The sequence below is a fragment of the Neisseria sp. P0017.S009 genome, from assembly GCF_051957375.1.
In the GTDB taxonomy this organism is placed as follows: Bacteria; Pseudomonadota; Gammaproteobacteria; order Burkholderiales; family Neisseriaceae; genus Neisseria; species Neisseria perflava.
In genome coordinates, this window is sequence record NZ_JBQCWL010000007.1 from 89,658 (window position 1) to 112,574 (window position 22,917).

34 protein-coding genes are annotated in these 22,917 nt (G+C 44.0%); all 34 read right to left on the reverse strand.

The genetic code is table 11. The features are described 5' to 3' along the window. Positions 1–27: 27 nt before the first annotated feature. Positions 28–402, reverse strand: coding sequence for a 50S ribosomal protein L17 (rplQ, locus tag ACTHTG_RS09235; protein WP_039862272.1), 375 nt, complete (start codon positions 400–402; stop codon positions 28–30). 24 nt (positions 403–426) lie between these two features. Continuing rightward, positions 427–1,413, reverse strand: a complete 987-nt coding sequence (locus tag ACTHTG_RS09240; protein WP_003684706.1) for a DNA-directed RNA polymerase subunit alpha — start codon at positions 1,411–1,413, stop codon at positions 427–429. A 25-nt stretch (positions 1,414–1,438) separates the two neighbouring features. Beyond that, positions 1,439–2,059, reverse strand: a complete 621-nt coding sequence (rpsD, locus tag ACTHTG_RS09245; RefSeq protein ID WP_003749296.1) for a 30S ribosomal protein S4 — start codon at positions 2,057–2,059, stop codon at positions 1,439–1,441. Between the two features lie 19 nt (positions 2,060–2,078). Further along, a complete protein-coding gene (rpsK, locus tag ACTHTG_RS09250; protein WP_002216249.1) occupies positions 2,079–2,474 on the reverse strand; it encodes a 30S ribosomal protein S11 in 396 nt (131 codons plus the stop codon). A gap of 19 nt (positions 2,475–2,493) precedes the next feature. After that, positions 2,494–2,856: a 30S ribosomal protein S13 gene (gene rpsM / locus ACTHTG_RS09255; protein ID WP_003749295.1), complete on the reverse strand. Its 363-nt coding sequence runs from the start codon at positions 2,854–2,856 to the stop codon at positions 2,494–2,496. Between the two features lie 67 nt (positions 2,857–2,923). Beyond that, a complete protein-coding gene (gene rpmJ, locus ACTHTG_RS09260; RefSeq protein ID WP_003697674.1) occupies positions 2,924–3,037 on the reverse strand; it encodes a 50S ribosomal protein L36 in 114 nt (37 codons plus the stop codon). A gap of 18 nt (positions 3,038–3,055) precedes the next feature. Next, complete coding sequence (gene infA / locus ACTHTG_RS09265; RefSeq protein ID WP_003684714.1) at positions 3,056–3,274, reverse strand: translation initiation factor IF-1; 219 nt, start codon at positions 3,272–3,274, stop codon at positions 3,056–3,058. A gap of 4 nt (positions 3,275–3,278) precedes the next feature. Then, complete coding sequence (gene secY, locus ACTHTG_RS09270; protein ID WP_440360646.1) at positions 3,279–4,592, reverse strand: preprotein translocase subunit SecY; 1,314 nt, start codon at positions 4,590–4,592, stop codon at positions 3,279–3,281. Between the two features lie 13 nt (positions 4,593–4,605). After that, positions 4,606–5,040 (reverse strand): 50S ribosomal protein L15, encoded by a 435-nt coding sequence (gene rplO, locus ACTHTG_RS09275; protein WP_004520192.1) that lies wholly within the window; start codon positions 5,038–5,040, stop codon positions 4,606–4,608. 1 nt (position 5,041) lies between these two features. Beyond that, the gene (rpmD, locus tag ACTHTG_RS09280) at positions 5,042–5,227 is read right to left on the reverse strand and encodes a 50S ribosomal protein L30 (RefSeq protein WP_003684808.1); all 186 of its coding nucleotides are present in this window, start codon (positions 5,225–5,227) and stop codon (positions 5,042–5,044) included. Next, positions 5,220–5,738 carry a 30S ribosomal protein S5 gene (gene rpsE, locus ACTHTG_RS09285; protein ID WP_003684704.1) on the reverse strand — a complete coding sequence of 173 codons (519 nt, stop codon included), beginning with the start codon at positions 5,736–5,738 and terminating at the stop codon, positions 5,220–5,222. Before rpsE ends, rpmD begins: the two co-directional genes overlap by 8 nt. A 17-nt stretch (positions 5,739–5,755) precedes the next feature. Continuing rightward, a complete protein-coding gene (gene rplR, locus ACTHTG_RS09290) occupies positions 5,756–6,109 on the reverse strand; it encodes a 50S ribosomal protein L18 (protein WP_003749287.1) in 354 nt (117 codons plus the stop codon). Between the two features lie 13 nt (positions 6,110–6,122). After that, on the reverse strand, positions 6,123–6,656 hold the full coding sequence (gene rplF / locus ACTHTG_RS09295; protein ID WP_004464590.1) for a 50S ribosomal protein L6: 534 nt from the start codon (positions 6,654–6,656) through the stop codon (positions 6,123–6,125). A gap of 13 nt (positions 6,657–6,669) precedes the next feature. Next, positions 6,670–7,062 carry a 30S ribosomal protein S8 gene (gene rpsH / locus ACTHTG_RS09300; RefSeq protein WP_003684738.1) on the reverse strand — a complete coding sequence of 131 codons (393 nt, stop codon included), beginning with the start codon at positions 7,060–7,062 and terminating at the stop codon, positions 6,670–6,672. A 14-nt stretch (positions 7,063–7,076) separates the two neighbouring features. After that, on the reverse strand, positions 7,077–7,382 hold the full coding sequence (rpsN, locus tag ACTHTG_RS09305) for a 30S ribosomal protein S14 (RefSeq protein ID WP_003684736.1): 306 nt from the start codon (positions 7,380–7,382) through the stop codon (positions 7,077–7,079). Positions 7,383–7,384: 2 nt separating this feature from the next. Then, positions 7,385–7,924, reverse strand: coding sequence for a 50S ribosomal protein L5 (rplE, locus tag ACTHTG_RS09310; protein ID WP_003684750.1), 540 nt, complete (start codon positions 7,922–7,924; stop codon positions 7,385–7,387). A 9-nt stretch (positions 7,925–7,933) separates the two neighbouring features. Then, entirely contained in the window at positions 7,934–8,257 is a 324-nt protein-coding gene (gene rplX / locus ACTHTG_RS09315) for a 50S ribosomal protein L24 (protein WP_004520190.1), read from the reverse strand. A gap of 11 nt (positions 8,258–8,268) precedes the next feature. Beyond that, positions 8,269–8,637 carry a 50S ribosomal protein L14 gene (gene rplN, locus ACTHTG_RS09320; RefSeq protein ID WP_002215434.1) on the reverse strand — a complete coding sequence of 123 codons (369 nt, stop codon included), beginning with the start codon at positions 8,635–8,637 and terminating at the stop codon, positions 8,269–8,271. A gap of 227 nt (positions 8,638–8,864) precedes the next feature. Continuing rightward, positions 8,865–9,128 (reverse strand): 30S ribosomal protein S17, encoded by a 264-nt coding sequence (rpsQ, locus tag ACTHTG_RS09325; RefSeq protein WP_003684766.1) that lies wholly within the window; start codon positions 9,126–9,128, stop codon positions 8,865–8,867. After that, positions 9,128–9,319 carry a 50S ribosomal protein L29 gene (gene rpmC, locus ACTHTG_RS09330; RefSeq protein ID WP_003684705.1) on the reverse strand — a complete coding sequence of 64 codons (192 nt, stop codon included), beginning with the start codon at positions 9,317–9,319 and terminating at the stop codon, positions 9,128–9,130. Before rpmC ends, rpsQ begins: the two co-directional genes overlap by 1 nt. Beyond that, the gene (gene rplP, locus ACTHTG_RS09335; protein WP_003684741.1) at positions 9,319–9,735 is read right to left on the reverse strand and encodes a 50S ribosomal protein L16; all 417 of its coding nucleotides are present in this window, start codon (positions 9,733–9,735) and stop codon (positions 9,319–9,321) included. The genes rpmC and rplP overlap by 1 nt, the downstream gene beginning before the upstream one ends. Continuing rightward, complete coding sequence (gene rpsC / locus ACTHTG_RS09340; protein ID WP_004520189.1) at positions 9,719–10,411, reverse strand: 30S ribosomal protein S3; 693 nt, start codon at positions 10,409–10,411, stop codon at positions 9,719–9,721. The genes rplP and rpsC overlap by 17 nt, the downstream gene beginning before the upstream one ends. 9 nt (positions 10,412–10,420) lie before the next feature. Beyond that, entirely contained in the window at positions 10,421–10,750 is a 330-nt protein-coding gene (rplV, locus tag ACTHTG_RS09345) for a 50S ribosomal protein L22 (protein ID WP_003749277.1), read from the reverse strand. 8 nt (positions 10,751–10,758) lie between these two features. Beyond that, a complete protein-coding gene (gene rpsS / locus ACTHTG_RS09350; protein ID WP_002215422.1) occupies positions 10,759–11,037 on the reverse strand; it encodes a 30S ribosomal protein S19 in 279 nt (92 codons plus the stop codon). Between the two features lie 5 nt (positions 11,038–11,042). Continuing rightward, positions 11,043–11,876 (reverse strand): 50S ribosomal protein L2, encoded by an 834-nt coding sequence (gene rplB, locus ACTHTG_RS09355; RefSeq protein ID WP_003684813.1) that lies wholly within the window; start codon positions 11,874–11,876, stop codon positions 11,043–11,045. A 5-nt stretch (positions 11,877–11,881) separates the two neighbouring features. Then, positions 11,882–12,196: a 50S ribosomal protein L23 gene (gene rplW, locus ACTHTG_RS09360; RefSeq protein WP_002243944.1), complete on the reverse strand. Its 315-nt coding sequence runs from the start codon at positions 12,194–12,196 to the stop codon at positions 11,882–11,884. After that, positions 12,193–12,813 (reverse strand): 50S ribosomal protein L4, encoded by a 621-nt coding sequence (gene rplD / locus ACTHTG_RS09365; RefSeq protein WP_003684798.1) that lies wholly within the window; start codon positions 12,811–12,813, stop codon positions 12,193–12,195. The genes rplW and rplD overlap by 4 nt, the downstream gene beginning before the upstream one ends. Then, complete coding sequence (gene rplC / locus ACTHTG_RS09370) at positions 12,813–13,457, reverse strand: 50S ribosomal protein L3 (protein WP_004520188.1); 645 nt, start codon at positions 13,455–13,457, stop codon at positions 12,813–12,815. Before rplC ends, rplD begins: the two co-directional genes overlap by 1 nt. A gap of 252 nt (positions 13,458–13,709) precedes the next feature. Continuing rightward, positions 13,710–14,021, reverse strand: coding sequence for a 30S ribosomal protein S10 (rpsJ, locus tag ACTHTG_RS09375; RefSeq protein ID WP_002642322.1), 312 nt, complete (start codon positions 14,019–14,021; stop codon positions 13,710–13,712). Positions 14,022–14,038: 17 nt separating this feature from the next. Then, positions 14,039–15,223, reverse strand: coding sequence for an elongation factor Tu (gene tuf, locus ACTHTG_RS09380; protein ID WP_004520187.1), 1,185 nt, complete (start codon positions 15,221–15,223; stop codon positions 14,039–14,041). An 88-nt stretch (positions 15,224–15,311) separates the two neighbouring features. Next, positions 15,312–17,417 (reverse strand): elongation factor G, encoded by a 2,106-nt coding sequence (gene fusA / locus ACTHTG_RS09385; protein ID WP_003749269.1) that lies wholly within the window; start codon positions 17,415–17,417, stop codon positions 15,312–15,314. 18 nt (positions 17,418–17,435) lie between these two features. Beyond that, a complete protein-coding gene (rpsG, locus tag ACTHTG_RS09390) occupies positions 17,436–17,906 on the reverse strand; it encodes a 30S ribosomal protein S7 (RefSeq protein WP_002240962.1) in 471 nt (156 codons plus the stop codon). 117 nt (positions 17,907–18,023) lie between these two features. Next, positions 18,024–18,395 carry a 30S ribosomal protein S12 gene (rpsL, locus tag ACTHTG_RS09395; protein ID WP_002218431.1) on the reverse strand — a complete coding sequence of 124 codons (372 nt, stop codon included), beginning with the start codon at positions 18,393–18,395 and terminating at the stop codon, positions 18,024–18,026. A 329-nt stretch (positions 18,396–18,724) separates the two neighbouring features. After that, positions 18,725–22,900: a DNA-directed RNA polymerase subunit beta' gene (gene rpoC / locus ACTHTG_RS09400; protein ID WP_004521093.1), complete on the reverse strand. Its 4,176-nt coding sequence runs from the start codon at positions 22,898–22,900 to the stop codon at positions 18,725–18,727. Positions 22,901–22,917 lie beyond the last annotated feature (17 nt).

Sequence of the window (22,917 nt, forward strand, 5' to 3'; positions counted from 1 at the left end):
ACAGGTAGTGCTTTCATATTAATTTGCTTATTCAGCAGAATCAGCTGCTTTATCAACCAATTCAACCAATGCCAAAGGAGCATTGTCGCCTTTACGGAAACCGTATTTCAGTACACGAATATAGCCGCCGTTACGAGCAGCAAAGCGTGGACCCAATTCGTCAAACAATTTAACTACAACATCACGATCGCGAGTGCGGTCAAAAGCCAAACGACGGTTTGCCAAAGAAGGTTTTTTACCCAAGGTAATCAAGGGCTCAACTACGCGGCGCAATTCTTTTGCTTTAGGCAAAGTTGTCACGATGGTTTCGTGAGTCAACAAGGAATTCGCCATATTGCGCAGCATCGCAGCACGGTGGCTGCTAGTACGGTTTAATTTGCGGTTGCCATTACGATGACGCATGTCATTATCCTTTAATCTTCAAACTTACGGCTTTTCTAAGCCTACAGGCGGCCAAGCTTCTAATTTGGAACCTAATGTCAGACCTTTAGAGGCCAACACTTCTTTGATCTCATTCAAAGATTTACGACCCAAATTAGGGGTCTTGAGAAGCTCGGTTTCAGTACGTTGAATCAAATCGCCAATATAGTAAATATCTTCAGCTTTCAGACAATTAGCTGAACGTACGGTTAATTCCAAATCATCTACAGGACGCAGCAAGATAGGATCGATAGGAGGTGCTTTTTCTTCAACCTCTTCAACCGGAGTACCTTGCAGATCTGCAAAAATAGACATTTGGTCAATTAAGATACGTGCGGCACTACGTACAGCTTCTTCTGGATCAATAGAACCATTGGTTTCAATATCCAAAACCAATTTATCCAAATCCGTGCGTTGCTCTACGCGTGCAGGTTCAACTTCAAAGCTAACACGACTGATGGGCGAAAAGCTCGCATCCAACTGAATCGCACCAATCTGTTTGTTCTCATCACGCAATACGCGACGGCCTGAAACAGACTGATAACCACGACCTTGCTCTACTTTAATTTCCATGTCGATTTGGCCATTGTCAGCCAAGTGGCAAATAACATGTTCAGGATTGATGATTTCCACATCGTGTGGCAAATCAATATCACCGGCTACAACTGCACCGGCACCTGTTTTCTTCAAAGTCAACTGAACTTGGTTACGACCGTGAAGCTTGAATACGATACCTTTAATGTTCAAGAGAACGTCAACAACATCCTCCTGAACACCATCAATAGTAGAGTATTCGTGCAATACGCCAGAAATAACTACTTCAGTTGGGGCAAAGCCATTCATGGATGACAGTAAGATACGACGCAAAGCATTACCTAAAGTATGACCAAAACCACGCTCAAATGGCTGCATAGACACCTTAGCTCGAGTAGAAGACAAGGTATCTACATCGATTTGACGAGGTTTCAAAAATTCGGTTGTGCTATTTTGCATTTAACTGTCCCTCATTGAGCTAGCATTATTTAGAGTAGAACTCTACCACCAGCTGTTCATTAATATCGCCAGACAATTCTGAGCGATCCGGCATATTTTTGAATACACCTTCCAATTTGTCGGCATCAACAGATACCCAGCTTGGCAAGCCAATTTGAGTAGCCAAGCTCAATGCCTCTTGGATACGTACTTGTTTCTTAGCTTTTTCACGAACAGCTACAACATCGCCTGCTTTAACTTGGAAAGAAGGGATATTAACAACCTGACCGTTTACAACGATAGCTTTATGAGAAACCAATTGACGTGCTTCAGCGCGGGTAGAGCCAAAACCCATACGATAAACGACATTATCCAAACGGGACTCCAGCAATTGCAACAGCAATTCACCGGTAGAACCTTTACGACGATCAGCTTCCGCAAAGTAACGACGGAATTGGCGTTCTAACACACCATAAATACGACGGATTTTTTGTTTTTCACGCAATTGCAAACCGTAGTCTGACAAACGTGGTTTTTTCGCACCGTGCTGACCAGGTGCAGAATCCATTTTACATTTTGAATCCAAAGAGCGACGTGCACTCTTCAAAAACAGATCCGTACCTTCGCGACGTGCTAATTTACATTTAGGGCCAATATAACGTGCCATGTTTTAAATCACTCCAATATTAAATACGACGTTTTTTAGGCGGACGGCAACCGTTATGAGGCAACGGGGTAACGTCAGTAATGCTGGTAATCTTGAAACCAAGAGCGTTTAAAGCACGTACAGAAGATTCGCGACCAGGGCCAGGGCCTTTAATGCGGACTTCTAAATTTTTAACGCCATACTCTTGGGCAACTTTACCAGCTGCTTCTGCTGCAACTTGTGCTGCAAATGGTGTACTTTTACGAGAACCTTTAAAACCAGCGCCGCCAGAGGTAGCCCAAGACAATGCATTGCCTTGACGGTCAGTGATTGTAATGATGGTATTGTTGAAAGATGCATGAACGTGCACAATACCTTCGCTTACGGTTTTACGTACTTTTTTACGTACACGCGAAGCTGTGTTTGCTTTAGCCATTAATCAAATTCCTTAAAATTTATTTCTTACCGGCAATCGCTTTGCGCGGACCTTTACGGGTACGAGCATTTGTGCGAGTGCGTTGACCACGACAAGGCAAGCCACGACGATGACGGAAGCCGCGATAGCAACCCATATCCATCAGTCGTTTAATGCTCATCGTTACTTCACGACGCAAATCGCCTTCAACTTCATATTTAGCAACTTGCTCACGCAAAGCGTCTAATTGAGCCTCGTCCAAATCTTTTGCTTTAGTAGTAGGAGCAATATTTGCTGCCTCACAAATCAATTTAGCACGAGTCGCACCAATACCATAAATAGCCTGAAGGCCAATTACGATATGGGCATTATTAGGGATATTTACCCCTGCAATACGAGCCATATTTTTTCCTTTTTAGGGCAAAGTATGTCACTATACCACAAAATCAATAGTTAAGAAAACTAGCTTCTTAACCTTGACGTTGTTTGTGACGTGGGTCAGTACAAATTACGCGAACTACACGATTACGACGAATAATCTTGCAATTGCGACAAATTTTCTTTACAGAAGGTTGTACACGCATTTTATTTCCTTTTATCGTTTATCTTGCTCGGAAAACAATCCGAGCACGGGTTAAATCATAAGGAGTTAATTCAACTGTTACCTTATCACCTGGAGAAATACGGATATAGTGCATTCGCATTTTTCCAGAGATATGACCAAGTACTACATGATCATTTTCCAGTTTTACTTTAAACGTTGCATTGGGCAAAGTCTCAAGGATTTCACCCTGCATCTGTATGGTATCTTCTTTAGCCATAAGCCTACTTACGTGATAAAGATTTCATATCTGGACGACTCATCAAATCTTCATACTGACTGCTCATTACGTAGGAATTGATTTGCGTCCTAAAATCCATTGTAACGACAACCAAGATAAGCAAAGATGTTCCGCCTAAATAGAAAGGTACATTCAATGCTGTCGTTAAAAATTCAGGTATCAGACAGATTGTAGTGATATACAAAGCACCAAATAATGTTAGTCTCAGTACAACTTTTTCCAAATATCTAGAAGTTTGCTCACCTGGGCGAATACCAGGTACAAATGCACCACTTTTCTTCAAATTCTCAGCCATTTCTTTAGGGCTAAATACTAAAGCAGTATAGAAATAGCAGAAGAAGATAATAGTTGTTGCAAACAATCCAATATACAAAGGCTGTCCGTGTTGCAGCATTGCAGCAACCTTATGAAGAACAGAATTCGTACTATTTGAACCAAACCAACCTAAAAGTGTAGATGGAAATAAAATAATACTGGAAGCAAAAATAGGAGGAATAACACCTGCCATATTTAGCTTGAACGGCATATGAATGCTTTGTCCCGGCATTATTCCAGAGCCAAACTGTCTTTTAGCATAATGCACAGGAACTTTACGCTGAGCACTCTCAAAATAAACTACAGCATAGATCAACAGCAAAATACCAATCACAATTGATACCGCCATCAACATACTCATAGAGCCTTGTTCAGTCAAAGTTAATAACCGAACAATACCGGATGGGATACCCGATACAATGCCTGCTGTAATAATTAAAGAAATACCATTACCAATACCACGCTCGGTAATTTGCTCCCCTAACCACATCAGAAACATAGTACCTGTAACCAAACAGACCACTGTAGAAATATGAAACTCAAGCGAACTCGTTACAACAACACCTTGTTGATAAACAAATGTTGCAACACCAAAGCTTTGCAATACAGCCAATAATACCGTCCCATACCTAGTATATTTCGTAATTATTTTCCTACCAGTCTCACCTTCCTTCTTTAAAGCTTTTAAAGAAGGAACAATTTCAGAAGCAAGCTGAACAATAATCGACGATGAAATATAAGGCATGATACCAATTGCAAATATACTAAAGCGCTCCAACGAACCACCCGAGAACATATTTAACATTCCGAATATGCCGTTTGCAGCGCCTTCGTATAACTTAGCTAATGCAACAGCATCTACGCCCGGTACCGGTATATGAGCACCAATACGGAAAACGACTAAAGCACCTAAAAGGAACACCAGACGTTTTTTCAGATCACCAAATTTGGATAATCCTGATAAAGATTGTTGATTAGCCACTGTAGTGCAAGCCTTATTCTTCTACTTTACCACCGGCAGCTTCAATAGCAGCTTTAGCACCTTTAGTAGCTTTTACACCTTTCAAGGTAACTGCTTTTGAGATTTCACCAGAAGCAATAACTTTTACATTAGAAGCAGTTGCAGGAATCAGACCAGCTTGTTTAAGAACCAAGACATCAATCTCGTTCACAGCAATCAGATTCAATTCACTCAAACGAACTTCAGCATTAGCGGCCGCAGTCAAAGATTTGAAACCACGTTTCGGCAGACGACGTTGCAAAGGCATTTGACCGCCTTCAAAACCTACCTTGTGGAAGCCACCAGAACGGCTTTTTTGACCTTTATGACCACGACCACCTGTCTTACCCAAGCCGCTACCAATACCACGGCCTACACGACGACTAGCGTGAGTAGCACCCTCAGCAGGTTGAATAGTATTCAAAAACATATTAAGACTCCACTTTCAACAAGTAGCTGATTTTATTGATCATGCCACGGTTTTCAGGGGTATCCAAAACCTCTACAGTATGTTCACGACGGCGCAAACCTAAACCGCGAGCACATGCACGATGAGATTCAATTGTACCGATCAGGCTCTTAACCAATGTAACTTTAATCTTTTTTTGCTCAGTCATGGTTAGCTCCCAAAATATCTTCTACTGTCAAGCCACGTTTAGCAGCAATATCAGCAGGGGTATACAATTTAGACAAACCGTCTAATGTAGCGCGTACAATATTGTAAGGATTAGTAGAACCATGTACTTTAGCTGAAATGTTATGAATACCCATAGCATCAAATACTAAACGCATTGGACCACCAGCTTTCACACCGCTACCTTCTTTAGCAGGTTGCATAAATACCTTAGTAGCACCATGACGACCAATAACTTCATGATGAATAGTACCGTTTTTCAAAGGTACTTTAATCATAGAGCGTCGAGCTTGATCCATTGCTTTTTGAACAGCAACTGGTACTTCTTTTGATTTACCTTTGCCCATACCGATGCGACCATCACCATCACCAACAACAGTCAGTGCAGAGAAAGCCATGATACGGCCACCTTTAACTACTTTAGTCACGCGATTAACTGCGACCATCTTTTCAATCAGGCCGTCACCGCGTTCTTCAATTTCATGTTTTGCCATCTGAAAGTCTCCAAATATTAGAAGCTTAAACCATTTTCACGTGCAGCTTCAGCCAAAGCTTTCACACGACCGTGATATTGGAAACCTGAACGGTCAAAAGCAACTTTTTCAACACCCACTGCTTTAGCTTTTTCAGCAATACGCTTACCAACTACAGCTGCTGCTTCAACGTTACTACCTGATTTCAGGCTACTACGTACTTCAGCTTCCAATGTAGAGGCTTGAGCCAATACTTTATCACCTTCAGCACTAATTACTTGAGCATAAATATGATTATTGCTGCGGAACACACATAATCTTACCATTTTCAAGTCCGCAATACGCGCACGGGTTTTGCGTGCACGACGGAGTCGGGTTGTATGTTTATCCATTAGTGAACCTCAATTATTTTTTCTTGGCTTCTTTCATCACTACTACTTCACCCACATAACGAACACCTTTACCTTTATAAGGCTCAGGAGAACGGAATGCACGAATTTCAGCAGCGACTTGGCCAACCACTTGTTTATCTGCACCAGTCAAAACGATTTCTGTTTGGCTAGGAGTTTGAACAGAAACACCTTCAGGCATTTCGTATACGATTGGATGAGAGAAACCCAAAGACAAGTTCAAAACTTTGCCCTGAGCTTGGGCACGATAACCCACACCAATCAATTGAAGTTTTTTCTCAAAACCTTCAGAAACACCCTTAACCATGTTATTAACCAATGCACGAGCAGTACCAGACATAGCATTAGCCTGTTTACTGTCATTTTTTGCAGCAAAAGTCAATTTACCATCGTTCAGTTCAATAGCAACATCGGAATGCAAAGGAAAAGACAATTCGCCGTTTTTACCTTTGATAACCAATGCATCTGTTCCGAATTTTACTTCTACACCAGCAGGAACAGTCACTGGGTTTTTTGCGACGCGTGACATTTACTTTTCTCCACTAGGCTACGATGCACAACAACTCACCACCAACACCCTCAGAACGGGCTTTGCGATCAGTCATTACACCTTTAGAAGTACTAACAATAGCGACACCCAGGCCATTCATTACGCTAGGGATCTCACTTGATGCTTTGTAAATACGCAAACCTGGACGTGAAACACGTTTAATTTGCTCAATCACAGGACGACCTGCATAGTATTTCAATTGAATTTCCAATACCGGTTTTGCATCAGCAGAAACCGCAAAATCCTCGATATAACCTTCTTCTTTCAGAACTTTTGCAATTGCACATTTCAGTTTAGAAGAAGGCATGGCAACTGCTGCTTTATTAGCACGTTGCGCATTGCGAATACGAGTCAACATATCGGAAATAGGATCATGCATACTCATTATTTATACTCCTATTACCAGCTAGCTTTAACAACACCAGGGATCTCGCCACGCATAGCGATTTCACGGATTTTAATACGGCCCAAACCAAATTTACGGAAAGTGCCACGAGGACGACCTGTTAAAGCACAACGACGACGTTGACGTACAGGTGCTGCATTACGAGGAATGGATTGAAATTTCAAACGTGCCTCAAAACGTTCTTCTTCAGTCGCATTAGCATCATTAATAACAGCGAAAATTGCCTCACGTTTAGCTGCAAACTTTTTCGCCAATGCTTGACGTTTCAGCTCACGATTAATAAGTGCTTTCTTAGCCATGATTATCCTTTAAACGGAAACTTGAACAGTGACAACAAAGCTTTCGCTTCTTCATCAGTTTTTGCAGTAGTTGTAATAGTAATATTCAAACCACGCAAAGCATCGATTTTATCGTATTCAATTTCCGGGAAAATAATTTGCTCACGAACGCCCATATTGTAATTGCCACGACCATCAAATGATTTACCGCTTACACCGCGGAAGTCACGTACGCGAGGCAATGCAATAGTAATCAAACGATCTAAGAATTCAAACATTTGATCACGACGCAATGTTACTTTGCAACCAACTGGATAGTTATCACGGATTTTAAAACCTGCGATAGATTTACGAGCAACAGTAACAACTGGTTTTTGACCAGCAATTTTCTCTAAATCAGAAACAGCATGCTCCATTACTTTTTTATCAGCAACAGCTTCACCTACACCCATATTTAAGGTGATTTTTTCAATACGTGGAACTTCCATTACTGATTTGTAACCAAATTGTTTAACCAATTCAGGAACAACTGTATCTTTATAAAACTCTCTCAAACGAGCCATGTTATCTCCTTATGCTCCAATGATAGAGCCATTTGATTTGAAGAAACGAACGCGTTTAACTTTGCCTTCATTTTCAATCAGCTTAATACCAACACGGTCTGCTTTATTAGTTTCCGGATTCAGGATTGCAATATTAGAAATATCTAAAGGCATTTCTTTAGCAATAATGCCACCCTCAATACCACGCATTGGATTAGGTTTTTGATGGCGTTTTACAACATTAACACCCTCAACAACAACTTTATCACCCAATACTCGAACTACTTGACCTTGCTTACCTTTATCTTTACCGGTAATCACTACAACCTGATCGCCTTTAATGATTTTATTCATCGCGCTATTCCTTATAATACTTCAGGCGCCAATGAAACGATTTTCATAAATCGCTCAGTACGCAATTCACGGGTTACCGGACCAAAAATACGGGTACCCAGAGGTTCAAGTTTATTATTCAACAACACAGCAGCATTGTTATCGAATTTAATTAACGCACCATCAGGACGACGCACACCTTTAGCAGTACGAACAACTACCGCATTGTATACATCACCTTTTTTGACACGACCACGCGGGGCTGCATCTTTAACTGCAACTTTAATAATGTCGCCAACAGAAGCGTAGCGACGCTTAGATCCGCCTAATACTTTGATGCACATTACGCGACGCGCACCAGAGTTATCAGCCACATCTAAGATGGTCTGCATTTGAATCATATTAGTACCTTTAAATTAACCAACTTAATTTACCACTTTCATATAACTCGCACCTTACTTTAAGCTGCTTATTAAATGAAACCATCACGGTTCTAGTAAACCAGTCTTGGATCCCGAAGGGAGAGAAACTTCCATAAGAAGCTGGAAGATAAGAAACGAAGTTTACACGCAAATTAACTTTGCTGCAAGACTTCGTTTCTTATTAAGCTGCATTACTGTGTTTTAAATCAAACAGTACGGGCTTTCTCAACCAATTCCTTTACAACCCAAGACTTGGTTTTTGACAAAGGACGAGATTCCTCGATTACCACTACATCACCAATGCCATATTGATTGTTTTCATCATGGGCATGGATTTTAGTTGATAAACGAATAATTTTACCGTACAGAGGGTGTTTAACCTTACGTTCAACCAATACTGTAACAGTTTTGTCCATTTTGTCGCTTACCACTTTGCCTTGCAAAGTACGAACATTTTTAGCTTCGCTCATTACTTAGCACCTTTTTCAGTTAAAATGGTTTTAATACGAGCAATATCGCGACGTACACGTTTCAACTCGCTAGATTTACCCAACTGACCGGTTGCATTTTGCATGCGTAAGCCAAACTGAGCTTTCAACAAGTCCAACAAATCAGAGTTTAATTGCTCAATAGATTTGTCTTTCAATTCATTTGCTTTCATTATTGACCCACCTGTCTTACTACAAAGGTTGTAGGAATAGGCAATTTGGCAGCGGCCAATTCAAATGCTTCACGAGCCAAAGACTCAGGAACACCGTCCATTTCGTACAATACTTTGCCTGGTTTAACTTCAGCAATGTAATATTCCACATTACCTTTACCGCCACCCATACGAACTTGGATAGGTTTTTCAGTAATTGGTTTATCAGGGAATACACGAATCCAAATACGACCGCCACGTTTAATATGACGAGTCATAGTACGACGAGCAGCTTCGATTTGGCGGGCAGTCAAACGACCACGACCTACGGCTTTCAAACCGAACTCACCGAAACTTACTTTGTTACCGCGAGTAGCAATACCGGTATTACGACCTTTTTGTTGCTTGCGATATTTCAGTCTAGTTGGCTGCAGCATTACGTCCACCTGCCTTTCTTTGTTTCTTCTCATGCTCAGGTTTAGAAGATTTAATATTACCTTCTGTATAAACCCAAACTTTCAGACCCAGTACACCATAAGTAGTGTGCGCTTCGCTAGTTGCATAATCTACGTTCGCACGCAAAGTATGCAAAGGCACACGACCTTCACGGTACCATTCGCTACGAGCGATATCAGCACCATTCAGACGACCTGAAGTCATGATCTTGATGCCTTTAGCACCAGAACGCATTGCATTTTGCATTGCACGTTTCATAGCGCGACGGAATTGAACACGTTTTTCAAGCTGCTGGGCAATACCATCAGCAATGATTTGTGCATCCAATTCAGGACGACGAATCTCTTCAATATTTACATGAACAGGCACACCCATCAGAGTTTGCAAGTCACGCTTCAAGATTTCAATATCCTCACCTTTTTTACCAATAACCACACCTGGACGAGCAGAGTGAATAGTAATACGTGCAGATTTAGCAGGACGCTCGATCACTACGCGACCAACTGAAGCATTAGCCAGTTTTTTACGCAAGTAGTTACGAACATCAATATCTTGTTTCAAAACAGTAGAAAAGTCGGTGCTTTTAGCAAACCATTTTGAAGACCAGTCTTTAGTTACCGCCAGGCGAAAGCCTGTAGGGTTAATCTTTTGTCCCATAGCTTTTCCTTAGTTGCCCACTGTCACGTTAATATGACAAGTTTGTTTCTCGATGCGGTTACCGCGACCTTTGGCACGAGCTTGAAAACGTTTCAAGCTTGGACCTTTGTCAACAAAGATAGTTACCACTTTCAGTTCGTCAATGTCTGCACCATTGTTGTGTTCGGCATTGGCGATTGCTGATTCCAATACTTTTTTAATCAGCTCAGCACCTTTTTTAGGGCTGAATGCCAAGATATTCAAAGCTTGGGCAACGTCTTTACCACGAATCAAATCAGCTACCAAACGAGCTTTTTGAGCTGAAATACGGGCGTTTTTATGTTGTGCACTTACTCTCATGATTCACCTTATTTCTTTTTAGCCTTTTTATCGGCCAAGTGGCCTTTAAAGGTACGGGTCAATGAGAACTCACCTAATTTATGACCAACCATGTTGTCACTGATAAACACAGGCACGTGAGTGCGACCGTTGTGTACAGCGATAGTCAGACCAATGAAATCAGGCAAAATGGTAGAACGACGTGACCAAGTTTTAATTGGGCGTTTGTCGTTGCTTGCACGAGCAGCATCTACTTTTTTCAGCAAATGCAGGTCTACATATGGGCCTTTTTTTAATGAACGAGCCATACTAATTAACCTTTATTTGAGTAACGACGACGAACAATCATGTTATCCGTGCGTTTGTTATTACGAGTGCGGTAGCCCTTAGCAGGAGTACCCCATGGGCTAACCGGTTCGCGAGCTTCACCAGTACGGCCTTCACCACCACCATGCGGGTGATCAACAGGGTTCATTACAACACCACGAACGGTCGGACGAATACCACGCCAGCGGTTAGCACCAGCTTTACCGATTTTTTTGAGGCTTTGTTCTTCGTTACCAACTTCACCGATAGTTGCACGGCAATTTACGCTAATTTTGCGTACTTCACCAGAACGCAAACGAACTTGAGCGTAAGCACCTTCTTTTGCAAGCAATACCGCAGAAGCACCAGCAGAACGCGCAATTTGCGCACCTTTACCTGGTTTCATTTCGATACAGTGAATAGTTGTACCAACAGGAATATTGCGGATCGGCAAAGTGTTACCTACTTTGATAGCAGCCTCAGCACCGGAAACCAATACTGCACCGGCTTGAATACCACGAGGAGCAATGATGTAGCGACGCTCACCATCTGCATAGCACAACAGTGCGATAAATGCAGTACGGTTAGGGTCATATTCGATACGCTCTACTTTTGCAGGGATACCGTCTTTGTTACGTTTAAAATCTACAACGCGGTAATGATGTTTATGGCCACCACCTTTATGACGGGTAGTGATATGACCATTGTTGTTACGACCGGCAGTAGAATTTTTCTTTTCTAGCAGAGGTGCATAAGGTGCACCTTTGTGCAAACCTTCTGTTACCACGCGAACCATGCCGCGACGGCCTGCAGAGGTCGGCTTCATTTTAACGATTGCCATTTTGTTTATTCCTTATCTGCAGCTGCAGCAGCGGCTTCCAAATCCAACTCTTGACCGGCAGCCAAGCTTACATAAGCCTTTTTAACATCGCTGCGACGACCTAAAGTGCGACCAAAACGTTTAACTTTACCTTTAATGGTAACAGTAGTAACGTCTGCAACTTGAACGCCGAACAGCAGCTCAACAGCCGCTTTAATTTCAGGTTTTGTTGCATTTGCCAAAACTTTAAACGTCATTTGGTTACGTTTTTCAGCCAATACGTTGCTTTTTTCAGAAACGATAGGTGCCAAGATTACTTGAGTCAAACGTTGTTGATTCATACCCATTGCTCCTCTAATTGTGCAACTGCATCTTTAGTGATAACGACTTTTTTGTAACGCAGCAAGCTGTAAGGATCAACTTGTTGAGCTTCCAAAACCAATACGTTAGGCAAGTTGCGTGAAGCCAAGTAAACATTCTCGTCGAGCTGTTTAGTTACAAACAGAACTTGCTCCAAACCCAAATTTTTCACTTGTTCAGCAAAAACTTTGGTTTTAGGAGTTTCAGCAGTCAATGCTTCGATTGCAAACAAACGTTCATCACGAGCCAATTGGGACAAAATAGTCGCCATACCGGCACGGTACATTTTACGGTTCACTTTTTGAGTGAAGTTTTCGTCAGGTTTGTTTGGGAATGCACGACCACCTTTACGCCACAGCGGAGAAGAAGTCATACCGGAACGAGCACGACCGGTACCTTTTTGGCGCCATGGTTTTTTAGTAGAGTGGTTTACTTCGGCACGAGTCTTTTGAGCACGATTACCAGAACGGGCATTTGCCAAGTAAGCAGTAACCAGTTGGTGAACCAGAGCTTCATTGTATTCACGAGCAAACAAAGCATCAGAAACAGCCAAGCTGCCAGATACTTGTCCTTTAGCGTCAATTACTTTCAATTCCATTACGCACCTACTTTCACGCTAGGACGAACCACGACGTCGCTGTTAACCGAACCCGGAACAGCACCTTTAACCAACAAGAGTTGGCGTTCAGCATCAACACGCACAACTTCCAATTTTTGAACAGTTGCTTTAGTGTTACCGTATTGACCTGCCATACGTTTACCAGGGAACACGCGACCAGGGTCTTGTGCCATACCGATAGAACCAGGAACACGGTGAGAACGGGAGTTACCGTGGGAAGTACGTTGAGCACCGAAGTTATGACGTTTGATCGTACCAGAGAAACCTTTACCTTTAGAGGTACCGGTTACATCTACCAATTGACCAACTTCAAACATAGAAACGGTAATTTCATCACCGACTTTTAATTCAGCCAGCTTTTCTTCAGTCAAAGCAAACTCAACCAAACCGCGACCAGCTTCAACACTCGCTTTAGCAAAGTGACCGGCTTCAGTTTTGTTGACACGATTAGCTTTTTTCTGACCAAAGGTAACTTGTACAGCAGTGTAGCCGTCAGTATCTTTGGATTTCACTTGTGTAACGCGGTTGGCAGACATATCCAAAACAGTTACCGGAACAGAAACACCCTGTTCGTCGAACACGCGAGTCATACCAACTTTGCGTCCAACCAGACCTAAAGTCATGATTATTTTCCTTTTAAGTAAAGGGGCGGGCTACGATTGGCCTGCCTTTCAGACAAAGTTAAACTTGATACGGATGTACCAAGTCCACCATTATAATTGACAAATCAAAGAAATATCAACAAAAATTTCAATTTAACTTCTTAAAACCATCATTTTTTTCGGATGAAGCGTTGCCAAATGTCTGACAATTTTCAGACGGCCTAAGAATTCTATAAAAAAACCGAACAGCCAAGCTGTTCGGTTTTTCAGTTCTTATTGAACTTTAATTTCTACATCCACACCCGCTGGAAGATCCAGTTTCATCAGTGCATCAGTAGTTTTGTCAGTCCAGTCCACGATGTCCATCAGACGCAAGTGGGTACGGATTTCCAATTGTTCACGAGAAGTTTTATTCACGTGAGGAGAACGCAAGATGTTGAAACGTTCGATTTTAGTTGGCAAAGGAATCGGACCTTTAACAACAGCGCCAGTACGTTTGGCAGTTTCAACGATTTCTTGCGCAGAACGGTCAATCAGACTGTAATCATAAGCTTTCAGGCGGATACGGATTTTTTGGTTTGCCATTTATCAATATCCCTCAATTAAGCAATTACAGAAGAAACCACACCCGCACCTACGGTACGACCACCTTCGCGAATCGCAAAGCGCAGACCTTCTTCCATAGCGATAGGCGCAATCAGTTCTACAGTAATGGTTACGTTCTCACCTGGCATTACCATTTCTACACCTTCTTCCAAAGTAACTGCACCAGTTACGTCAGTAGTACGGAAGTAGAATTGTGGACGGTAGTTAGCGAAGAATGGAGTGTGACGACCACCCTCTTCTTTGCTCAGTACGTATACTTCTGCTTTGAATTTGGTGTGAGGAGTGATAGTACCTGGTTTAGCCAATACTTGACCACGCTCTACATCTTCACGTTTAGTACCACGCAGCAATACGCCTACGTTGTCACCTGCTTGACCTTCGTCCAGCAGTTTGCGGAACATTTCAACACCGGTACAAGTGGTTTTTTGAGTTTCTTTCAGACCTACGATTTCGATCTCGTCACCAACGTGGATGATACCGCGCTCTACACGACCGGTTACTACTGTACCACGACCGGAGATAGAGAATACGTCTTCGATAGGCAACAAGAAAGGTTTGTCCACAGCACGCTCAGGTGTTGGGATGTAGCTGTCCAGAGCAGCAGCCAATTCGAAGATTTTTTCTTCGTAACCAGCGTCACCTTCCAAGGCTTTCAGTGCAGAACCTTGTACGATTGGGCAGTCATCACCTGGGAAGTCGTAGCTTGACAACAAGTCACGGATTTCCATTTCAACCAGTTCCAACAACTCGGCATCGTCAACCATGTCGCATTTGTTCATGAATACGATGATGTAAGGTACACCTACTTGGCGGGCCAACAGGATGTGTTCGCGAGTTTGTGGCATAGGACCGTCAGCTGCGGAACATACCAAGATCGCGCCGTCCATTTGGGCAGCACCGGTAATCATGTTTTTAACGTAGTCGGCGTGGCCTGGGCAGTCTACGTGTGCGTAGTGACGGGTTTCAGTTTCGTATTCTACGTGTGAGGTATTAATGGTAATACCGCGGGCTTTTTCTTCAGGAGCGTTGTCGATTTGGTCGTAAGCTTTTGCAGCACCACCAAATTTTTTAGCCAAAATAGTAGTCAAAGCAGCAGTCAGAGTGGTTTTACCATGGTCAACGTGACCGATGGTGCCAACGTTTACGTGCGGTTTGCTACGTTCAAATTTTTCCTTAGCCATGAGCTAATTCCTTTACATTAAAGATCGATTAAAGAACAGAGGCCGTCTGAAAAATCATTTCAGCCTTTCAGACGACCTATTTGCCTGATTAGCCTTTACGGGCTTCAGTTACAGCAGCAGCTATGTGGGCAGGAGCTTCAGAATATTTCTTGAACTCCATAGAGTAAGTAGCGCGGCCTTGGGTTGCAGAACGCAGGTCGGTAGAATAACCGAACATTTCTGCCAGAGGCACTTCGGCACGGACCTTTTTACCGCCGATGCCGTCATCATCCATACCCAATACAACACCACGACGACGGTTCAAGTCGCCCATTACGTCACCCATGTATTCTTCAGGTGTTTCCACCTCAACTGCCATGATTGGTTCCAACAGAGCTGGATTGGCTTTACGCATACCTTCTTTGAAGGCTTGAGACGCAGCCAATTCGAAGGCCAGTTGAGAGGAGTCAACATCGTGTGAAGAACCGAAGATCAGACGCACACGTACGTCAACTACTGGGTAACCGGCAACGATACCGTTAGGCAAAGTATCGCGAATACCTTTATCGACAGACGGAATAAATTCGCGAGGAATCACACCACCTTTAATTTCATCGATAAATTCGTAGCCCGCACCACCTGGTTCCATAGGTTCCATTTTGATCACAACGTGACCGTATTGACCTTTACCACCAGATTGTTTGGCATGTTTGTATTCAGCTTCAACTTCTTTGCGGATGGTTTCACGGTAAGCCACTTGAGGCGCACCGATGTTTGCTTCCACGCCGAATTCGCGTTTCATACGGTCAACAATAATTTCCAAGTGCAGCTCACCCATACCAGAAATAATGGTTTGACCGGACTCTTCGTCTGTACGAACGCGGAAAGAAGGGTCTTCTTTCGCCAGACGGTTCAGGGCGATACCCATTTTCTCTTGGTCGGCTTTGGTTTTCGGCTCAACGGCAATATGGATTACCGGCTCAGGGAATTCCATGCGTTCCAAGATGATAGGTGCGCTTTCTGCACACAAGGTCTCACCAGTAGTAACGTCTTTAAGACCGATCGCAGCTGCAATATCACCAGCGCGTACTTCTTCAATTTCAGTACGGTCTGCAGCAGTCATTTGCACCAAGCGACCGATACGTTCGCGAGTACCTTTTACAGAGTTCAATACGGTATCACCGGATTTCACCACACCAGAGTAAACGCGGATGAAAGTCAGCTGACCAACGTATTTATCATTCAACATTTTGAACGCCAATGCAGAGAATTTCTCTTCATCGCTGGCTTGACGGCTGTCGGCTTCTTCAGTGTTAGGGTTAACACCTTGAACTGGAGGAATGTCGGTAGGAGCAGGCAGCAATTCTACAACTGCATCCAACATACGTTGAACACCTTTGTTTTTAAATGCTGAACCGCACAACATTGGTTGAATTTCACCGGCCAAAGTACGTTGACGCAATGCGCCTACGATTTCTTCTTCAGTCAGCTCATCACCGCCCAAGTATTTGTCCATCAATTCTTCGCTGGCTTCTGCTGCAGCTTCAATCATGTTTTGACGCCATTCTTCGGCAGTCTCAACCAATTCAGCAGGAATGTCGCCATAGGTAAAGGTTGTACCTTTATCGGCTTCATTCCAAATAATGGATTTCATTTTCAACAGGTCAACGACACCGCTGAAGCTGTCTTCCGCACCAACCGGAATCACGATAGGTACTGGGTTTGCGCGCAAACGGGTTTTCATTTGCTCAACAACGCGGAAGAAGTTGGCACCTTGACGGTCCATTTTGTTTACAAATGCCAAGCGAGGTACTTGGTATTTGTTAGCTTGACGCCATACGGTTTCAGATTGAGGTTGAACACCGCCTACTGCACAGTAAACCATTACCGCGCCGTCCAATACACGCATAGAACGCTCTACCTCTACAGTAAAGTCAACGTGTCCCGGAGTGTCGATGATGTTGAAACGGTGCTCAGGGAACTGTTTCGCCATACCAGACCAATAAGAAGTCACAGCAGCAGAAGTAATGGTAATACCACGCTCTTGCTCTTGTTCCATGTAGTCGGTAGTAGCCGCGCCGTCATGCACTTCGCCCAATTTATGAGTCAAACCTGTATAGAACAAAATACGTTCTGTTGTGGTTGTTTTACCCGCGTCAATATGGGCAGAAATACCGATATTGCGATACAGGCTGATAGGGGTCTTACGAGCCATTTTGTTAGCCTTTCGATATTAGAAACGGAAGTGAGAGAATGCTTTGTTAGCTTCAGCCATGCGGTGTACTTCTTCACGTTTTTTCAACGCACCGCCACGACCTTCAGCCGCATCAATCAATTCGCCTGCCAAACGCAGGTCCATAGATTTCTCACCACGTTTACGGGCCGCATCGCGAACCCAGCGCATTGCCAAGGCCAGACGACGTGAAGGACGAACTTCAACAGGAACTTGGTAGTTTGCACCACCTACACGGCGGCTTTTCACTTCCACGATAGGTTTGGCGTTTGCAATGGCTTCGTTAAATACTTCAATTGCTACTTTGCCGGTTTTTTTCTCAATTTGCTCCAACGCACCGTAAACGATACGTTCTGCAACAGATTTTTTACCGTCAATCATCAATACGTTCATGAATTTAGTCAGCTCAACGCTGCCGAATTTAGGATCTGGCAGTACGTCGCGCTTAGGGACTTCTCTACGTCTTGGCATTTTAATTTCCTTTAATCTATTCAGTTGGGGCAATTCCCATGAATACCCAATTGAGTATTCACTTACTCGGCCGTTGTTCAGCTTAGGCGGCCGACGTGCCTATTTGAGTCCCGATAATTATTTAGGACGCTTAGCACCGTATTTAGAACGGGCTTGTTTACGGTCTTTAACACCTGCAGTATCCAAAGAACCGCGTACAGTGTGGTAACGTACACCTGGCAAGTCTTTTACACGACCGCCGCGAATCAATACGACGCTGTGCTCTTGCAGGTTGTGGCCTTCACCGCCGATATATGAAATTACTTCAAAACCGTTGGTCAGGCGAACTTTACATACTTTACGCAATGCAGAGTTAGGTTTTTTAGGGGTAGTTGTGTATACACGGGTGCAGACGCCACGTTTTTGCGGGCAAGCTTCCAGTGCAGGCACTTTGTTTACGTACACAGGCTTTTGACGGCCTTTGCGTACCAATTGGTTAATAGTTGGCATATTTTCTCGTCCTGTTGAGTTAAATACTTGCCGACACCATGTCGACAAGATTGGAATTATATTTTTATTGCAAGGGTTTAGTCAAGCAAATGACTGATAAAGTTTGGTGTTTTCCAATTTATGTCTAAATTTTGGAAACAAAGGCCGTCTGAAATATTCAGACGGCCTTTGTCATTTTAAATAAGTCCGCAATTTAGTTCTCTACTTATTTTCTCCATTGCTTTCCTTATTTATTCAGACGGCCTTAAACTCTACCCTCTTTTAAGTCCTCTAAAAAATAAAACCGCAAGACTGGCTTGCGGTTTTATTTTCACAATAATCCCTCGGGATTATTCGTCTAAAGCTTCGGTTTCAGAAGTTACTTGATCGGCTTGCTGCCATTGTTGATGACGGCTGCGGTGGTAGGTCAAACCTGTACCGGCAGGAATCAATCGACCGACAATCACGTTCTCTTTTAAACCGCGCAGCTCGTCTTGTTTGCCCATGATAGCGGCCTCGGTCAAGACGCGGGTTGTTTCTTGGAACGATGCTGCAGAAATGAAGCTGTCGGTAGACAAGGAAGCTTTGGTAATACCCAACAACACATTTTCATAACGTGCCGGCTCTTTGCCTTCAGCGATGGCTTTCTCATTGGCAAGCATCACATCGCTACGCTCAACTTGTTCGCCGGTAATAAACTCTGTATCACCAGCATCCACAATGTTCACACGGCGCAGCATTTGGCGGATGATGACTTCGATGTGTTTATCGGAAATCTTCACACCTTGCAAGCGGTAAACCTCTTGTACCTCTTGAACAATGTAGCGAGCCAATGCTTCGATACCTTGCAGACGCAGAATGTCATGCGGATCTACGGCACCATCCACGATGGTTTCACCGCGGTTTACCACTTGACCGTCGTGTACCAAAATCTGTTTCTCTTTAGAAATCAGCGTTTCGTATGCTACACCGTCTACATCGGTAATAATCAGACGCTGTTTACCTTTGGTTTCTTTACCGAAGGAAACGGTACCGGTAATTTCAGCCAACATGCCGGCATCTTTCGGCACGCGTGCTTCAAACAACTCAGCAACGCGCGGCAAACCACCGGTAATATCGCGGGTTTTAGAAGACGCTTGTGGAATACGCGCCAACACATCACCCTTACCGACTTCCTGACCTTCACGGATAGTAATCACCGCACCGACCGGGAATGCCATAGAAACTGGGGTAGTCGTACCAGGAATGCAAATTTCCAGACCATTTTCATCCAACAGTTTGACAGTCGGACGCAACAGTTTAGAAGCACTAGAAGAACGACGTTTGCCGTCAATCACTACCAAAGTAGACAAACCGGTTACATCGTCAGTTTGTTTCGCAACGGTAACACCCTCTTCCACGTTTTCGAATTTCACCATACCTGCGTGTTCGGTGATCATCGGACGGGTATGCGGATCCCAAGTTGCCAAAGTTTGACCGGCTTTAATGGCTTCGCCGTCTTGTACCAGCAGGATTGCACCGTAAGGTACTTTGTGACGTTCACGTTCGCGACCGATATCGTCGTGAATCACTACTTCACAAGAGCGGCCAATGACAACCAATTCGCCTTTGTTGTTGGCAACGTAACGCATTTGGCTGCTGAAACGAGCTGTACCATTGGATTTGGCTTCCACTTGACTGGCAGCAGCCGCACGAGATGCCGCACCACCGATGTGGAACGTACGCATGGTCAGCTGAGTACCTGGCTCACCAATAGATTGTGCAGCAATTACACCTACAGCTTCACCAGCGTTAACCAGTTTACCGCGCGCCAAGTCGCGGCCATAACAGTGTGCACACAAGCCATGACGGGTTTTACAAGTAATTGGCGTACGGACTTTAACCTCGTCAACACCAGATTGGTCAATGATATCAACTAATTTCTCAGTCAGCAGTGTACCTGCCTCAACCAAAGTCTCGCCAGTTGAAGGATCAACAACATCTGATGCTGTAACACGGCCTAAAATACGATCGCGCAACGCTTCAATTACGTCACCGCCTTGTACTACTGCTTTCATGACAAAGCCGTCTGAAGTACCGCAATCGTCTTCAACAACGACCAAGTCTTGAGTTACGTCTACCAGACGACGGGTCAGGTAACCAGAGTTTGCCGTTTTCAACGCGGTATCCGCCAAACCTTTACGCGCACCGTGGGTCGCAATAAAGTATTGCAATACAGTCAAACCTTCGCGGAAGTTAGAGGTAATTGGCGTTTCGATAATAGAGCCGTCAGGTTTGGCCATCAAACCACGCATACCGGACAACTGTTTAATCTGAGCTGCAGAACCACGGGCACCAGAGTCGGCCATCATGTAAATAGAGTTGAAGGACTCTTGATCAACTTCGTTGCCGTCACGGTCGATAACTTTTTGTTTGGACAGATTGTCCATCATCGCTTTAGCGATCTTATCGCCGGCACGACCCCAAATATCGACCACTTTGTTGTAACGTTCGCCGTTGGTCACCAAACCTTGACGGTATTGGTCTTCGATTTCTTTAACTTCGGCATTAGCCTCAGCCAGCAAGGCTGCTTTTTCTTTCGGAATTTCCATATCGTCAACCGCAATGGAAATACCGCCTTTAGCCGCAAAACCGAAACCGGTATACATCAAGTGGTCGGCAAAAATAACTGTGTCACGCAAACCGCACAGACGGAATGATGCGTTAATCAGTTTAGAAATTTCTTTTTTCTTCAGCGCTTTGTTGATGTACTCGAACGGCAGGCCTTTAGGCAAGATTTCGCTCAACAATGCACGGCCGACAGTCGTTTCGTAACGGTTAACGACAGGCTCAAACTCACCTGCTTCGTTTTTTACCCATTCGCGCAGACGTACGGTAATTTTCGTACCCAGTTCAACCTGTTTGGTATGGTATGCACGATGCACTTCTTTCACATCGGCAAACAGGCTGCCTTCGCCTTTGGCATTGATACGGTCGCGGGTCATGTAGTACAGACCCAATACGATATCTTGAGAAGGTACGATGATTGGTTCGCCGTTGGCTGGAGACAATACGTTGTTTGAAGCCAGCATCAGCGTGCGTGCTTCCATTTGTGCTTCCAAGCTCAATGGAACGTGTACAGCCATTTGGTCACCGTCAAAGTCGGCGTTAAATGCGGCACACACCAATGGGTGCAACTGAATCGCTTTACCTTCGATCAGGATAGGTTCGAACGCTTGAATACCCAAACGGTGCAGGGTTGGCGCACGGTTCAGCATAATCGGATGTTCGCGGATCACTTCTTCCAAGATATCCCATACTTCAGGTACTTCTTGTTCTACCAATTTTTTCGCAGCTTTAACGGTAGACGCCAAACCTTGTTTTTCCAATTTGTGGAAAATGAATGGTTTGAACAGTTCCAACGCCATTTTTTTCGGCAGACCACATTGGTGCAGACGCAGGTATGGACCTACGGTAATCACGGAACGACCAGAGTAGTCCACACGTTTACCCAGCAGGTTTTGACGGAAGCGGCCGCCTTTACCTTTAATCATGTCAGCCAATGATTTCAGCGGACGTTTGTTGGCGCCGGTCATGGCTTTACCGCGACGGCCGTTATCCAACAGAGAGTCAACTGCTTCTTGCAACATACGTTTTTCGTTACGAACGATGATGTCAGGCGCATGCAGTTCCAACAGACGTTTCAGACGGTTGTTACGGTTAATAACGCGGCGGTACAAATCGTTCAAATCGGAAGTGGCAAAACGACCACCATCCAATGGAACCAACGGACGCAAATCAGGCGGCAATACCGGCAGCACGTCCATAATCATCCATTCCAGTTTCATACCGGAACGGTGGAAAGCTTCCAATACTTTCAAACGTTTGGCAATTTTTTTAATTTTGGTGTCAGAACCGGTAGATTCCAGCTCTTGACGCAGGATTTCGATTTCGCCGGTAATATCCAAGGTGCGCAACAATTCACGGATACCTTCTGCACCCATTTTGGCATCGAAGTCGTCGCCGTATTCGTCCAGTTTGTTGTAGTAATCGTCTTCAGTCAGTAATTGACGACGTTGCAACGGAGTCATGCCGGGATCGGTTACCACAAATGCTTCAAAGTACAATACGCGTTCGATATCGCGCAAAGTCATGTCCAGTACCATACCCAAGCGGGAAGGCAGGGATTTCAAGAACCAAATATGGGCAACTGGTGCTGCCAATTCAATGTGGCCCATGCGTTCGCGGCGTACTTTAGACAGGGTCACTTCTACGCCACATTTTTCACAGGTTACGCCTTTAAATTTCAAGCGTTTGTATTTACCGCACAAACATTCATAGTCTTTGACCGGGCCAAAGATTTTGGCACAGAATAAACCGTCACGCTCAGGTTTGAACGTGCGGTAGTTGATGGTTTCAGGTTTTTTAACTTCGCCATAAGACCATGAGCGGATGGTTTCGGGAGAGGCAATACCGATTTTGATGGCATCAAACTCTTCTTCCATGCCGGCAGTTTGCAACGGATTAAATAAGTTCAACAAATTCATTTTTGCTCCTTGAAGGA

What these genes read in the sequence shown, in the direction of transcription:
- rplQ (WP_039862272.1), bottom strand. Translation starts at nt 402, where the DNA reads ATGCGTCATCGTAATGGCAACCGCAAATTAAACCGTACTAGCAGCCAC.
- rplE (WP_003684750.1), bottom strand. Translation starts at nt 7,924, where the DNA reads ATGGCTCGTTTGAGAGAGTTTTATAAAGATACAGTTGTTCCTGAATTG.
- rpmD (WP_003684808.1), bottom strand. Translation starts at nt 5,227, where the DNA reads ATGACTGAGCAAAAAAAGATTAAAGTTACATTGGTTAAGAGCCTGATC.
- rplP (WP_003684741.1), bottom strand. Translation starts at nt 9,735, where the DNA reads ATGCTGCAGCCAACTAGACTGAAATATCGCAAGCAACAAAAAGGTCGT.
- rplC (WP_004520188.1), bottom strand. Translation starts at nt 13,457, where the DNA reads ATGACTTTAGGTCTGGTTGGACGCAAAGTTGGTATGACTCGCGTGTTC.
- rpsN (WP_003684736.1), bottom strand. Translation starts at nt 7,382, where the DNA reads ATGGCTAAGAAAGCACTTATTAATCGTGAGCTGAAACGTCAAGCATTG.
- rpsH (WP_003684738.1), bottom strand. Translation starts at nt 7,062, where the DNA reads ATGAGTATGCATGATCCTATTTCCGATATGTTGACTCGTATTCGCAAT.
- rpsC (WP_004520189.1), bottom strand. Translation starts at nt 10,411, where the DNA reads ATGGGACAAAAGATTAACCCTACAGGCTTTCGCCTGGCGGTAACTAAA.
- rpsJ (WP_002642322.1), bottom strand. Translation starts at nt 14,021, where the DNA reads ATGGCAAACCAAAAAATCCGTATCCGCCTGAAAGCTTATGATTACAGT.
- rpsK (WP_002216249.1), bottom strand. Translation starts at nt 2,474, where the DNA reads ATGGCTAAAGCAAACACAGCTTCGCGTGTACGTAAAAAAGTACGTAAA.
- rpsM (WP_003749295.1), bottom strand. Translation starts at nt 2,856, where the DNA reads ATGGCTCGTATTGCAGGGGTAAATATCCCTAATAATGCCCATATCGTA.
- rpmJ (WP_003697674.1), bottom strand. Translation starts at nt 3,037, where the DNA reads ATGCGTGTACAACCTTCTGTAAAGAAAATTTGTCGCAATTGCAAGATT.
- rplX (WP_004520190.1), bottom strand. Translation starts at nt 8,257, where the DNA reads ATGAATAAAATCATTAAAGGCGATCAGGTTGTAGTGATTACCGGTAAA.
- rpsS (WP_002215422.1), bottom strand. Translation starts at nt 11,037, where the DNA reads ATGGCTCGTTCATTAAAAAAAGGCCCATATGTAGACCTGCATTTGCTG.
- ACTHTG_RS09240 (WP_003684706.1), bottom strand. Translation starts at nt 1,413, where the DNA reads ATGCAAAATAGCACAACCGAATTTTTGAAACCTCGTCAAATCGATGTA.
- rplN (WP_002215434.1), bottom strand. Translation starts at nt 8,637, where the DNA reads ATGATTCAAATGCAGACCATCTTAGATGTGGCTGATAACTCTGGTGCG.
- rpsG (WP_002240962.1), bottom strand. Translation starts at nt 17,906, where the DNA reads ATGCCAAGACGTAGAGAAGTCCCTAAGCGCGACGTACTGCCAGATCCT.
- rpsE (WP_003684704.1), bottom strand. Translation starts at nt 5,738, where the DNA reads ATGGCAAAACATGAAATTGAAGAACGCGGTGACGGCCTGATTGAAAAG.
- rpsL (WP_002218431.1), bottom strand. Translation starts at nt 18,395, where the DNA reads ATGCCAACTATTAACCAATTGGTACGCAAAGGCCGTCAAAAGCCTGTG.
- tuf (WP_004520187.1), bottom strand. Translation starts at nt 15,223, where the DNA reads ATGGCTAAGGAAAAATTTGAACGTAGCAAACCGCACGTAAACGTTGGC.
- rplO (WP_004520192.1), bottom strand. Translation starts at nt 5,040, where the DNA reads ATGTTTTTGAATACTATTCAACCTGCTGAGGGTGCTACTCACGCTAGT.
- rplW (WP_002243944.1), bottom strand. Translation starts at nt 12,196, where the DNA reads ATGAATCAACAACGTTTGACTCAAGTAATCTTGGCACCTATCGTTTCT.
- rplD (WP_003684798.1), bottom strand. Translation starts at nt 12,813, where the DNA reads ATGGAATTGAAAGTAATTGACGCTAAAGGACAAGTATCTGGCAGCTTG.
- rpsD (WP_003749296.1), bottom strand. Translation starts at nt 2,059, where the DNA reads ATGGCACGTTATATTGGCCCTAAATGTAAATTAGCACGTCGCGAAGGT.
- infA (WP_003684714.1), bottom strand. Translation starts at nt 3,274, where the DNA reads ATGGCTAAAGAAGATACCATACAGATGCAGGGTGAAATCCTTGAGACT.
- rplF (WP_004464590.1), bottom strand. Translation starts at nt 6,656, where the DNA reads ATGTCACGCGTCGCAAAAAACCCAGTGACTGTTCCTGCTGGTGTAGAA.
- fusA (WP_003749269.1), bottom strand. Translation starts at nt 17,417, where the DNA reads ATGGCTCGTAAGACCCCTATCAGCCTGTATCGCAATATCGGTATTTCT.
- rplR (WP_003749287.1), bottom strand. Translation starts at nt 6,109, where the DNA reads ATGGATAAACATACAACCCGACTCCGTCGTGCACGCAAAACCCGTGCG.
- rpoC (WP_004521093.1), bottom strand. Translation starts at nt 22,900, where the DNA reads ATGAATTTGTTGAACTTATTTAATCCGTTGCAAACTGCCGGCATGGAA.
- rpmC (WP_003684705.1), bottom strand. Translation starts at nt 9,319, where the DNA reads ATGAAAGCAAATGAATTGAAAGACAAATCTATTGAGCAATTAAACTCT.
- rplV (WP_003749277.1), bottom strand. Translation starts at nt 10,750, where the DNA reads ATGAGAGTAAGTGCACAACATAAAAACGCCCGTATTTCAGCTCAAAAA.
- rpsQ (WP_003684766.1), bottom strand. Translation starts at nt 9,128, where the DNA reads ATGAGCGAAGCTAAAAATGTTCGTACTTTGCAAGGCAAAGTGGTAAGC.
- rplB (WP_003684813.1), bottom strand. Translation starts at nt 11,876, where the DNA reads ATGGCAATCGTTAAAATGAAGCCGACCTCTGCAGGCCGTCGCGGCATG.